Source organism: Burkholderia guangdongensis, assembly GCF_013403875.1.
In the GTDB taxonomy this organism is placed as follows: Bacteria; Pseudomonadota; Gammaproteobacteria; order Burkholderiales; family Burkholderiaceae; genus Burkholderia; species Burkholderia guangdongensis.
Map to the genome: position 1 here is coordinate 553762 of NZ_JACBNX010000001.1, position 12620 is coordinate 566381.

11 protein-coding genes are annotated in these 12620 nt (G+C 69.2%); 6 read left to right on the plus strand and 5 right to left on the minus strand.

Translation table 11 applies throughout. From position 1 onward, the window contains the following. Positions 1–14: 14 nt before the first annotated feature. The gene (locus tag HZI36_RS02400) at positions 15–569 is read left to right on the plus strand and encodes a carboxymuconolactone decarboxylase family protein (RefSeq protein WP_179400993.1); all 555 of its coding nucleotides are present in this window, start codon (positions 15–17) and stop codon (positions 567–569) included. Between the two features lie 51 nt (positions 570–620). Here the strand turns inward: HZI36_RS02400 and HZI36_RS02405 are convergent, their stop codons facing one another. Further along, positions 621–1541 (minus strand): LysR family transcriptional regulator, encoded by a 921-nt coding sequence (locus tag HZI36_RS02405; protein ID WP_179400994.1) that lies wholly within the window; start codon positions 1539–1541, stop codon positions 621–623. Between the two features lie 494 nt (positions 1542–2035). On the opposite strand from HZI36_RS02405, the gene HZI36_RS02410 reads away from it, so the two are divergent. After that, positions 2036–3355: a citrate-proton symporter gene (locus tag HZI36_RS02410; protein WP_179400995.1), complete on the plus strand. Its 1320-nt coding sequence runs from the start codon at positions 2036–2038 to the stop codon at positions 3353–3355. A 15-nt stretch (positions 3356–3370) separates the two neighbouring features. Here HZI36_RS02410 and HZI36_RS02415 read toward each other — a convergent pair whose 3' ends face one another. The 3 genes from HZI36_RS02415 to HZI36_RS02425 form a co-directional block, all read right to left on the minus strand. Further along, complete coding sequence (locus HZI36_RS02415; protein WP_179400996.1) at positions 3371–4384, minus strand: zinc-dependent alcohol dehydrogenase family protein; 1014 nt, start codon at positions 4382–4384, stop codon at positions 3371–3373. A 177-nt stretch (positions 4385–4561) separates the two neighbouring features. Further along, a complete protein-coding gene (locus tag HZI36_RS02420; RefSeq protein WP_179400997.1) occupies positions 4562–6199 on the minus strand; it encodes an amidohydrolase in 1638 nt (545 codons plus the stop codon). A gap of 195 nt (positions 6200–6394) precedes the next feature. Continuing rightward, positions 6395–7702, minus strand: coding sequence for an ArgE/DapE family deacylase (locus HZI36_RS02425; RefSeq protein ID WP_179400998.1), 1308 nt, complete (start codon positions 7700–7702; stop codon positions 6395–6397). 152 nt (positions 7703–7854) lie between these two features. On the opposite strand from HZI36_RS02425, the gene HZI36_RS02430 reads away from it, so the two are divergent. The 4 genes from HZI36_RS02430 to HZI36_RS02445 all read left to right on the plus strand — a co-directional run bounded on the left by HZI36_RS02430 (position 7855) and on the right by HZI36_RS02445 (position 11276). Continuing rightward, positions 7855–8781, plus strand: coding sequence for a LysR family transcriptional regulator (locus HZI36_RS02430; protein ID WP_179400999.1), 927 nt, complete (start codon positions 7855–7857; stop codon positions 8779–8781). Positions 8782–8926: 145 nt separating this feature from the next. Beyond that, positions 8927–9208, plus strand: coding sequence for a hypothetical protein (locus HZI36_RS02435; protein WP_179401000.1), 282 nt, complete (start codon positions 8927–8929; stop codon positions 9206–9208). 185 nt (positions 9209–9393) lie between these two features. Next, a complete protein-coding gene (locus HZI36_RS02440; protein ID WP_179401001.1) occupies positions 9394–9789 on the plus strand; it encodes a TraR/DksA family transcriptional regulator in 396 nt (131 codons plus the stop codon). Between the two features lie 119 nt (positions 9790–9908). Next, positions 9909–11276 (plus strand): nicotinate phosphoribosyltransferase, encoded by a 1368-nt coding sequence (locus HZI36_RS02445; protein ID WP_179401002.1) that lies wholly within the window; start codon positions 9909–9911, stop codon positions 11274–11276. On the opposite strand, the gene ald is transcribed toward HZI36_RS02445, so the two are convergent. Then, positions 11273–12400, minus strand: a complete 1128-nt coding sequence (gene ald / locus HZI36_RS02450) for an alanine dehydrogenase (protein WP_179401003.1) — start codon at positions 12398–12400, stop codon at positions 11273–11275. The genes HZI36_RS02445 and ald overlap by 4 nt on opposite strands. Positions 12401–12620 lie beyond the last annotated feature (220 nt).

The window sequence follows — 12620 nt, forward strand, 5'->3', positions numbered from 1 at the left end:
CACGAGACCGACCGATGACCGACCGTCTGCCTTCATTCGACATGTCACGCGCGACCGACGAGCAGAAGGCCGTGCTCGACGAAATCCTGTCCGGCCCGCGCGGCAACCTGAACGGGCCGTTTCTGGGCTGGATCCACAGCCCGGAGCTTGCGCAGCACGCGCAGCGGCTCGGCGCGTTCTGCCGCTACCGCACGGGGTTGCCGCTGCGACTGTCCGAGCTTGCGATCCTCGTGACCGCATCGCGCTGGCACGCACAGGCGGAGTGGCACATTCACCATCCGATCGCGCTGGAAGCGGGCGTGCAGCCCGAGGATGCCGACGCGATCCGCGCGGGCCGGCGCCCGGCGTTCGCCGATCCGGACGACGCGCTGATCCACGATTTCGCGACCGAGCTGTACGACGCGAAGCGCGTGTCGGACGCGACGTACGCGAAGACGGTCGAGCGTTTCGGGCACGAAGTCACGATCAACCTCGTCGGGCTGCTCGGTTACTATGCGCTCGTCGCGATGACGCTGAACGTGTTCGGGATGCGCGCGCAAGGGCAGACGAGCCTGCCGTTTCCGGAATAACCGTGCCGCGCGAACGGGCGGGGCGCGCGGCGGCAGGCCATCATCGACATGTCACCTGACGTGCCGGTCCTGGATCGTGAGCCGGCAGACCGTGGCGAGCGCAAGCAGATTCGGATCGCGCTCGCGGCGGTGCAGGAAGCTGAGTCCGATCGTCTGGCGCACGTCGTACTGCGCGGATAGCGGGATCAGCATGATCTTGTGCGCGAACAGGTCGCGCACGCGCCCCGGCAGCAGCGCATAGCCGACACCGCCGCTGACGAGATTGATCAGGGAGAAGATGTCGCTGACCTTCATCGCGACGTTCGGCGAGAAGTCGGCGATCCGGAACGCATCGGCGAAGCCCTGCGACGTCGCGAAGCCTTCGGCGAGCGACACGAACGGCTCGTCGCGGCACTGGCGCAGGTCGATCGCGTCGTATTGCCCGTACGCGGAGCCGACCGGCGCCGCGAAGAAGATCCGATCCTCGAACAGCGTGAGCGATTCGATCTCGGGGTCCGGCGGCGGCACCGCCATCAGCGCCGCGTCGATCGTGCCATGCTTGAGCTTGTCGAGCAGATCGGCGTTCGAGCCGAGCACGAGCTCGGCCTGCAGATCGGGGCGCCGGCCCTTCAGGCCGATCACGACCTCCGGCACCGCGCGGATCGTCAGCGAGTAGAGCGAGCCGATCTTGAGCTGCTCGGCGCCATAGCCGGCGGCCTCGCGCGTCGCGCGCACGCCGTCGGTCATCGTCTTGATCACGTCGCTCGCGACTTCGGCCAGCACCTGCGCGGCGTCGGTCGGAATCAGGTTGCGCCCCTCGTGACGAAACAGCGCGCAGCGCATCCCTTCCTCCAGCGAGTGCAGCGCGCGGTGCACGCTGACGGTGCTGACGTCCAGCGCCTCGGCCGCCTTGGCCAGACTGCCGGCTGCCATGAACGCGAGGAGGACCTCGAGCTTGCGGAAGGTGATCTCTTCGTTGACGCGATAGCGCATGGGGAGGCGGCCGGATGCAAAGTGGCGGAAATTCTGCCTGAGAACCGCATTCGGCGACAAGCGGACTGAAAGCCCCGCGATCCCGCGCCGACCGCGCCGACGGGGACAGCACGCGAATCCTGCCGCGTTCGTTCCCCGCTTCGTTACTTCCGACGTAACGCCGCAACCCGCATCCGGCCGGGCCGCGTCGCCCCGAAAGCCACGCGCGTCGGGCGATCGGGGCCGGAGCAGGGCGGCCGGGCGGGCCGCGAACATTTAATCGGAGGCTAATGCTTGCATCGTCAGCGTAATTGATGCGCCGATTCTACCTACCTATCATCAGTCGACGCCCGGCGAATGCCGGCGGGAGACACGCGTGGCGCGAGCCGCGCGGCGGCGCGCGTTCCATCGGGCGCGGCCGCATCAATATAAATGGCTGCACGGCTGCGAACGCGATCCCGGCTGCATCGGCGATGCGCGGACGCGCCGCTTCCGGAGGCCGTAGGAGAAACAACATGCACGCTGGCTCTAGTGGAATCTCTCGCAACCGACAGGTCGCCGCCGCGGTCGTCGGCAACGCCCTCGAGTGGTACGACTTCATCGTCTACGGCTTCTTCTCCGGCATCATCGCGAAGCTGTTCTTTCCCGCCGACAGCCAGTACGCATCGCTGTTGATGTCGCTCGCGACGTTCGGCGTCGGCTTCTTCATGCGTCCGATCGGTGGCATCGTGCTCGGGCTCTATGCGGACCGCAAGGGCCGCAAGGCCGCGATGCAGTTGATCATCCTGCTGATGACGATCGCGATCGCGCTGATCGCGGTCGCGCCGCCGTACGCGGTGATCGGCCCGGCCGCGCCGGCGATGATCCTGATCGCGCGCCTGCTGCAAGGCTTCGCGACGGGCGGCGAATATGCGAGTTCGACGTCGTTTCTCGTCGAAGTCGCGCCGCCGCACAAGCGCGGCCTGTACGGCTCGTGGCAGATGATCGGCCAGTGCCTCGCGGTGTTCTGCGGCGCGGGCATGGGCGCGATCATCACGCAGGGGCTGCCGGCGTCGGCCGTCGACGGCTGGGGCTGGCGCGTGCCGTTCGCGATCGGCTTGCTGATCGGTCCGGTCGGGCTGTGGATCCGTCGGCACATGGAGGAAACCGAAGCGTTCCGCGAAGCGAGCCGCGAGGCCGGGCCGGCGCCCGTCAGCCTGGCGCAGGCGCTGCGCGACAATGGCCGAGGCGTGTTCGTGTCGATCACGATGACCATTGCCGGCACCGCCGCGTTCTACGTGATGCTGGTGAACATGCCGGGCTTCGTGCATAGCCAGTTCGGGCTGCCGCTTCATGAAGTGTTCAAGGTGCAGATGATCGCGGTTGCGCTGCTGACGCTGATGAATCCGTTGTCGGCCGCGCTGTCGGATCGCATCGGGCGCCGTCCCGTGCTGCTCGGCAGCATTCTCGTGCTGATGCTGACGATCTATCCGCTATTCTCGTGGCTCGCCGCCGCGCCGAGCATCGGGCGTCTTGCGGTGATGCAGATCACGCTGTGCGTGTTCATCGGCATCTCGTTCGGTCCCGCGCCGAGCGCGCTCGCCGAGCAATTCACCACCCGCACGCGCTCGACCGGGATCGCGTTCGGCTATAACTTCGCGGTGATGCTGTTCGGCGGTTTCGCGCCGTTCATCGTCACGTGGCTGACCCATGCGACCGGCTCGCCGGCCGCGCCTGCCGGATATGTCGTGTTCGCGTCGCTGATCGGCGTCGTCGGGACGCTGATGATGCGCGAGGGCGCGCACGCGGTCGTCGAGCGCCGGCGGTTCGAGCGGAATGCGGCCGTCCGGGGGTGAGACGGCCTTTTGATTTCAGATCGTCAGCGCGATCTTGCCGAAATGCTGGCCGGCCTGCTGGAAGCGGAACGCGTCGGCGATATCGTCGAGCGCGAACGTGCGGTCGATCACCGGCCGCAGCGGCAGCGTGTCGAGCGCGCGCACCATGTCGATCTGATGGCGCCGGCTGCCGACGCCGAGCCCGTGCAACCGCACCTGGCGCGACAGCAACGCCTGCGTGCTGATCGGCCCTTCGACGCCGGTCAGCACGCCGATCACCGCGACGTGTCCGCCGACCCGCACCGCCCTGACCGACTGCGCGAGCGTGCCCGGCCCGCCGACCTCGACGACGTGATCGACACCGCGGCCGTTCGTGATCTCGAGCACGTTGCGCGCCCATTCCGGATGGCGCCTGTAATTGACCAGATGATCCGCGCCGAGCGTGCGCGCGCGTTCGAGCTTGTCGTCGGACGACGACGTGACGATCACCGTCGCGCCCATCGCCTTCGCGAACTGCAGCGCGAAAATCGACACGCCGCCGGTGCCGAGCACGAGCACGGTATCGCCGGCCTTCAGCCCGCCGCTGACGACGAGCGCGCGCCACGCGGTCAGTCCGGCCGTCGTCAGCGTTGCCGCTTCCGCGTGGCTGTAGCCGCGCGGCACATGCGTGAACGCGGTGGCCGCGGCGACGACCGCTTCGCGCGCATAGCCGTCGACGCCGTCGCCCGGCGTGAGCGCGAAGCTGCCGACCGGGGTTGACGGCTCGCCGTCGAGCCATTGCGGGAAGAACGTCGACACGACCGAATCGCCGGCCGCGAACTCGGTCACGCCGGGCCCGACCGCTTCGACGACACCGGCGCCATCGGACATCGGAATCCGGCCGTCTTCGGTGCGGATGTAGCCGAACACGACCGCGAGATCGTGGAAGTTCAGCGAGCTCGCATGGAGCCGCACGCGGATTTCGCCGGGGCCGGGCTGGCCGGGGTCGGGGAGGTCGGCGACGGTCAGGCAGTCGAGCCCGGCGGGCTGATGCAATCGGATGGCTTTCATTGAGACTCCCGTGAGAAGGCCCGTGCCAGCGTCGCGCGCGGCGCTGGGGCCGGTGCGGCAGATGCTACCGGGATTTCCCGAGGGTCTCAAGAATGCGGCCGGCGACAGAACGCCGCAGCAGGCGGGCGCGACGCCAGCTCGCGTAGCCGGAGCGAGTCGACGCTCTGCCACCCATCCTCAACCGTCGAACCCCGGATCGCGGTGCACTTCCTCGCCGCCGAGCAGCGTGAGCAGCACCTGCGTGCCGGCGATCTCGTAAGGCGAGATGTCGTACAGATTGCGATCGAGCACGATCAGGTCCGCGTATTTGCCGACGCTGACACTGCCGGTGCAGTCTTCGCGCCACGCGGCATGCGCGGCGTTGATCGTGTAGCCGCGCAGTGCGTCGTCGATGCCGATCCGGTGCTGCGGCGTATGCGCGGGATCCGTTTCGCGCGCGTCCAGCTTCTGCCGCGTGACCGCGGTTTGCAGAATCTGGAATGGATCGTAGGTCGTCACGCCCCAGTCGCTGCTGACCATGCACGTGACGCCCTGGCGGATGAACTCGCCGATCGGATAGGCCCAGCAGGCCCGCTCGGGCCCGAGCATCGCGTTCATGATCGCGTCGGCTTCTTCGTGCGGCTGCGCCCACAGCGTCTGGAAATTCGCGAGAATGCCGAGCGACCTGAAGCGCGGAATGTCCGCCGGATTCACCACCTGCAGGTGCGCAAGCTGATGGCGCGAGTCCCACTTGCCGTTCTGGCGCATCGCGTGCTCGATGCCGTCGACCGCCGCGCGCACCGCGCCGTCGCCGATCGTGTGCACGTGAATCTGAAATTTTTCGCGGTCGAACGCGGCGAAGTATTCGTCGATCTGCGCCTGCGTGAACATCAGCTCCGCATTGCCGCCGGTATCGGCGCGCGGCTCGATCAGCGCCGCGGTGCCATTTTCGAGCACGCCGTCGAGGAAGAACTTCGCCGAATGCAGCGACACGCGGTCGCCGTGATAGGTGCGGCGCAGATCGATCAGCTCCGCGACCTGCTCGTCGAGCGGCTTGTGCGCGAAGATCTTCGACGTCGCGCGCACGCGGACGGTCAGGTCGCCGCGCTCGTACGACGCCTGATAGTTCTGCATGTAGTTGCGATTGACCATCGCATCCAGCACGCCGGTGATCCCGCGGCGATTGAATTCCTTGCTGTAATGCCTCATCGCCTCCAGGTATTCGTCGCTCGTATAGCCGGGCGCGACGCGGTTCATCGCCCAGATCGCGTCCTCGACGAGCCAGCCCTTCGGGCTGCCGTCCGGCAGGCGCACGTAGCTGCCGTTCTCGGGGTCGGGGCTGCCCGGCTTCACGCCGGCGATCTCGAACGCCGCGCTGTTCGCCCAGCCGTTGTGATAATCGGTCGCGAAGATCAGCGCCGGGCGCCCGCCCGTCACGCTGTCGAGGCGCTCCTTCGTGAGCACGTCCGGCCCGAAGATGCTCGGCGAAAAGCCGACGCCGCGGATCCACGGCTTGTTCGGATGCTGCTCCGCGAACGCGCGGATGCGCGCGAGCAACTCGTCGACCGTGGCCACGTCGTAAAGCGATGCGTTGTGGTAAAGGTCCGCGCTGCTCAGCTGGAAGTGAACGTGCGTGTCCTGCAACCCCGGCAGCAGCAGACGCCCTTGCGCATCGATCCGGCGCGTGCCCGCGTTCGCGAGGCGTTCGACGTCCTCGTTGCTACCCACGGCGACGATGCGCCCGTCGCGTATCGCGACGGCTTCCGCGCGAGGCTGCCGGCTGTCCATGGTCCGAATGTCCGCATGGGTGATGATCAGGTCGGCCGATTCAGACATGGTGTCTCCGATTCTCCATAGATTGAGGGGCCGTCCCTGGCGGGCGGCTTCGTATTGAACTGAAAAATGTAGCCGGACGAAATCGGCCGGTCTGCCCCGTCGGCGGGGGGGCACGGCGCGCTCAACCGTCGACGCGCGAAGTCGCCGGGGCCGAGCGGGGCGGGCGTGAGGATGCGTATGCGGAAAACGTGCGCGTCATTCGATCCGGTTCAGCCCGCACCAGCGCGCGATGAACCACGCGATCACGGTCGTCACCTGCAGCACGTCGCCAATCGCCACGGATTCATCGATCCCGTGGATGTTCTGGCCCGCCGGGCCGTAGCAGAGCGCGGGCGTCGTGCCGTACAGGTTGAAGAACTTCGCGTCGGTCGTACCCGCGAACGCGACGAACTCGGCGGGCGCGTCGGTGACGTCCGCGTGGCATTCGCGCAGCGTGCGGATCAGCGGGATGTCGCGGTCGAGCGCGAAGCCGTCGGACTTGAAGCCCCGGTTCGTGACCGACCAGCGGAACGCGTGCCGGTTCGGATGCGCGTCGAACGCTTCGCCGATCGCGGTCTTGACCGCGTCGATCGCGATGTCGGCGGTCATCCCCGGGTAGTAGCCGATCCGGATTTCCGCGTGGCAGCGCGTCGCGACCGACGACGCCCATTCGCCGCCGTTGATCACGCCGAGGTTGAAGTTGATCGGATGATGCATGTCCGCGAACCGGTGATGGCGGCAGCACGGCTCGTTCCATTTCGCCTCGAGCCGCTTGATCGCCTGGTACAGATACCAGACGAACTCGATCGCGCTGCAGCCCTTGGTCGCGGTCGCCGCGTGCGCGGGCAGGCCGCTGACGTCGAGCTCGAGCCACGCGACGCCGGCCTGCGCGTCCATGATCGTGCCGTCGGTCGGCTCCGGAATGATCGCCGCGTCGGCTTCGTAGCCGCGCACGAGGCACGCGAGCGCGCCGTTGCCCGTGCATTCCTCCTCGATCACCGACTGCAGGTAGACGGGCGCGGCCGGCTCGTAGCCGAGCTCGCGCAGCAGCCGGAACGCCATCGTGTACGCGACGATGCCGGCCTTCATGTCGCCGGAGCCGCGGCCGTACAGGCGGCCGTCGACGACGGCCGGCGCGAACGGCGCTCGGGCCCACAGCGTTTCGTCGCCGACCGGCACGACGTCGATGTGGCCGTTCAGGATCAGCGAGCGGCCGTGCGTGCCGTGCTTCGGCCGATGGATGCCGACGACGTTCGGACGGCCCGCGTAATCGTCGAGCGCCGGCGAGTAGCCGGGATGCTTCGCGATTTCGTCGACGTCGATCTCGAACGCGTCGATCTCGAGGCCGAGCGACGCGAAGACCTCGCGCATGTACGTCTGCGCGGGGCCTTCCGCGCCGCGCAGCGACGGATAGGCGACGAGGCGCGACAGCATCGCGACGACGTCGTCGCGCAGGGCATCGACGTGGCCCTTCAGTGTGTCGACGGTCAGATCGGCCAGCGCGGCGGGCGCGAGGGTGCTCATCGGGTGTCTCCTTTCGAACGGGATGGGCGGGGCGCGATGATCGTAGCCACACGAAATGATGCAATCCAATGCGAAATTATCCGGTTGACGATGCAACTCACGCATAATAGGCCGCATCACCCGCCGCACGTGCTTTTGCACAGGACGCTTCGATGGACATCCGCAAACTTCAGCACGTGGTCGCGCTCGCCGACACGCTGCATTTCGGCCGTGCGTGCGAGCAGGTCAATCTGAGCCAGCCGGCGTTTTCGCGCAGCATCCGCGCGCTCGAGGACGAGCTCGGCGTCGCGCTGTTCGAGCGCGACGCGCACGGCGTGCAGATCACGCCGTACGGGCAGACCGTCGTCGCGCGCGCGCGGCGGATGCTGTTCGACGCGGTGCAGATGCGCGACGAGCTGCACCACATGACGCAGGGCGGCTACGGCGAAGTGACGGTCGGCCTCGGCGCGACGCCGGCGCGGCTGCTGGCCGCGCGACTGCTCGAGGAAGGCAGCCGGCTCGTCGACGGCTCGCACGTGCGGATCCGCCGTGGCGCGACCGAGCGGCTGCTCGCGATGCTGAACGACGGGCTGCTCGACTTCTTCTGCGCGGACATCGCGCCGCTCGACGTGCTCGAGGATCGTGGCAACCTCGAAATCCGTCCGCTGCCCGAATGGCCGGTCGGATTCTTCTGCCGGATCGATCATCCGCTGCCGCCGGAGCAGGCCGTGTCGCTGAACACGCTGACGCGCTATCCGATCGCGAGCACGAGCCTGTCGCCGTTCGCGCTATCGAATCTGCAGCGCGCGTCGGCGCTGAAGGTCAGCTTCGCGACGCGGATCACGATGGAGAGCGACAGCCTCGAGGACATCGTGCTCGCGACGATGCGCAGCGACGCGGTGCTGCTCGCGAGCCGTCCGGTGGTGTGGAGCGAGTTGCGCGACGGCAAGCTGCGGGAGATCGGGATTGCGCCGCCGCTCGGCGGCCGGGGCGGCCGGTTCGGGATCGTCACGCGCGCGGGCGCGAAGCCGACGCCGCTCGCCGCGCGGCTGACCGGGATCGTCGCCGACACGTTCGACCGGTTCGCGCAGGCATTCTGATGTCGCGGTCGCGCGCCGGCGGCGAACCGTGTGACGAATCGCCCGCGGGCGAACGAACGCGCGCGGCGTGTGCCCGGGATCACAGCGCTGTCGAACGCCGCTCGTACACTGGAGCGATGAGCGAGCGCCGGACCGGGGGAACGCGATGACATGGAGCGAAGAGGACGAACTGGAGTTGCGCCACATCGACGCGATGATCGGGCAGCTCGGCGAACTCGATCCCGGCGCGCGCGCCGCGTCGTCGACCGTCGTGCTGCAGACCGCGTACTGGCGGGCGCGCGTCGATGCATTGCGGCGCAAGCAGCCGGACAACGGCCGCGCGGCGATGCTCGTGAAAGCGCTGCTTGCCCGGCTCGACGCGCTCGATGCGCGGCCGCGCGGCGACGCGGATACCGTGCGCGCGCGCCGACGCGGCCGCCGCGCGTGACCGTCGGCGCGTGACCGTCGGCGCGAGCACGGCGGCGCGAGCACGTCGGCGCCGACCGGCCGTGCGATCCGGCACGGCGTGCGCGGCGTGCGGTAAGCGCGCGCCGGCGCCCATCGCCATTGCGCCGGCAACGGCGTACGATGGTTGCTTGCGGTGCGACCCGGCGATCCGCGAAAGGAGTGGCGATGACGACGCTCGACGAACGGCAGTTGCAGACGCTTCACCAGCGTCTGGACGACAGCGAGCGCACGCTGCGCGCGGAGATCCACGCGAGCGAGCGCCATCGTGCGGACGAATCGTATGCGAATCTCGCGGGCGCGTCGCCGGACGAAGGGGACGAGGCGAACGCGGACCTGTTCGTCGACGTCGATCATGCGCTGATCGGCCTGAAACTCACGGAACTGCGTGCGGTCGAGCGTGCGTTGCAACGCATGCGTGTCGACAGCTACGGCCAGTGCGCGGACTGCGACATGCCGATCGACTATGCGCGCCTGCTCGTGCGGCCGACCGCCGAGCGCTGCGCACACTGCCAGCAGCGCCACGAGCGCTACTACGCGACGATGCCGCGCTCGTCGCTATAGCGCACGGCACGCGTGTCGAGCGACGCACGCGACGCGGCGGCTTTTCGGGGGCGGTACGCGCGCGGCGCAGCGGCGTACGATGTCGGAGACGCCACGCCAAGCCACGCGGAGGAAGCGCGATGACCGTGCGTGATTTCGGCGACGACGGCGGCGATTGTGGCGACGGCGGCGTGCTGCTCACCGATCTGTACGAGCTGACGATGCTGCAGGCGTACTTCGACGCCACGATGAACGCGCCCGCGAGCTTCGAGTTCTTCGTGCGCGCGCTGCCGCCGGCGCGCAACTTCCTGATGGCCGCGGGGCTCGCGCCGGTGCTCGACTATCTCGAACGGCTGCGCTTCGGCGCGGCCGACCTCGACAGGCTCGCGCGGACCGGGCGCTTTCGCGACGATTTCCTCGCGTCGCTCGCGGACCTGCGCTTCACCGGCACCGTGCACGCGATGCCGGAAGGCACCGTCTGCTTCGCCGACGAGCCGATCGTACGGATCACCGCGCCGCTGCGCGAGGCGCAACTCGTCGAGAGCCGCGTGATGAATCTGCTGCACTACGCGACGCTCGCGGCGAGCAAGGCCGCGCGCGCGGTGCTCGCGGCGCCGGGGCGGTTGCTCGTCGATTTCGGGCTGCGACGCGCGCACGGCGCGGAAGCGGGGCTGCTGTCCGCGCGCTCGAGCTATCTGGCCGGCTTCTCCGGCACCGCGACCGTGCTCGCGGGACTGCGCTACGGCATCCCGATGTTCGGCACGATCGCGCATGCGTACGTGCAGGCGCACGGCGACGAAGCGCGCGCGTTCGAGCATTTCGCGCGCGCGCAGCCGGACAACGCGGTGCTGCTGCTCGACACGTACGACACCGAGCGCGCGGCGCGAATCGTCGTCGACGTCGCGCGCCGGCTCGCGCGCGACGGGATCGCGATCAAGGGCGTGCGGATCGACAGCGGCGATCTGGCCGAGCATGCGACGCGCGTGCGCGCGATCCTCGACGCGGGCGGCCTGGCGCACGCGACGATCTTCGCGAGCGGCAATCTCGACGAATATGCGCTGCGCGATCTGCTCGACCGGCACGCGCCGATCGACGGCTTCGGCGTCGGCACGCGGATGAACACGTCGGCGGACGCGCCGTATCTCGACTGCGCGTACAAGCTCGTCGAATACGCGGGTGTGCCGCGCCGCAAGCGCTCGGAGGGGAAGGCGACGTGGCCGGGCCGCAAGCAGGTGTTCCGCCGCCGCGACGCGAACGGTTGCATCGCGGGCGACTGTGTCGCGCTCGACGGCGAGCACGCGGACGGCGACGCGCTGCTCGCGCCCGCGATGATCGACGGCAGGCGGCTCGCGGCGCCGTCGCTCGACGCGAGCCGCGCGCATGCGGCGCGGGAGCTCGCGACGCTGCCGGCGCGCTCGCGCGCGCTGACGGACGCGGCGCCGGTCGACGTCGCGATGTCGCCGGCGCTCGACGCGCTCGTGCGGCGGATGGATGCGGACAGCGCCTAAGCCTGCGCCGGCGCGAGCAGTTGCTCCGCCGGCAGATACGGCTGCCCGAGCGCGAGCGCGACGGCCTCGTGCGTGATGTGCCCGTCGCAGACGTTCAGGCCGCGGCGCAGATGCGGGTCGTCGGCGAGCGCGCGTTTCCAGCCCTGGTCGGCGAGCGCGAGCGCATGGCCGATCGTCGCGTTGCCGAGCGCGAACGTCGACGTGCGCGCGACCGCGCCCGGCATGTTCGCCACGCAGTAGTGGACGACGCCGTCGACGACGTAGGTCGGCTTCGCGTGCGTGGTCGGATGCGACGTCTCGAAGCAGCCGCCCTGATCGATCGCGACGTCGACGACGACCGCGCCGTTGCGCATCCTCGCGATCATCTCGCGCGTGACGAGGCGCGGCGCCGACGCGCCCGGGATCAGCACCGCGCCGATCACCGCGTCGGCGTCGAGCACCGACTGCTCGACCGTGTGCGCGCTCGAGCACAGCGTCGTGATCCGGTTGCCGAAGATCAGGTCGAGCTCGCGCAGCCGGCCGACGTTGCGGTCGATCGCGGTCACGCGCGCGCCCATCCCGACCGCGATCTGCAGCGCGTGCGTGCCGACGACGCCCGCGCCGAGCACGACCACGTGCGCGGCCGCGACGCCGGGCACGCCGGCCAGCAGCAGGCCCATCCCGCCGGCGGGGCTTTCGAGATGCGCGGCGGCGACCTGCACCGACATCCGCCCGGCGACCTCGCTCATCGGCGCGAGCAGCGGCAGGCCGCCGCCGGGGCCGGTGACGGTCTCGTACGCGATGCACACCGCGCCGGACTTCACGAGCGCGGCCGCCTGCTTCGGATCGGGCGCGAGATGCAGGTACGCGTAGAGAATCTGGCCGCGCCGCAGCATCGCGCACTCGGCCGGCTGCGGCTCCTTGACCTTCACGATCATGTCCGCCTGCGCATAGACGTCGGCCGCGGTGTCGCACAGCGTCGCGCCCGCGGCCGCGTAGTCGTCGTCCGGCAGGCCGATCGCGGTGCCGGCCGTGCGCTGCACGAGCACCTGATGGCCGTGTCGCGCGAGTTCGCGCGCGCCGGCGGGCGTCAGGCCGACGCGGTATTCATGGTTCTTGATCTCCTTCGGCACGCCGACCAGCATGGGTCACCTCCACGCGTCATTGTTGTTGTCGGGCGCGGCGCGTTCCGGGCGGCGCGTCATCCCGTTTTCGCGAGCGCTCCGGCGGGCGCGGCGGGGTGGGGCGACATGGCCCGCGCCGCGCTTCGATAGCGGGAATCGAGGATGAAAGAAGCGTAATAGCGCGCCGATGGAAGTCAAGGGCGGGATCACGGTAGATCGACGGCCGCGCCGCTGCGCTTGC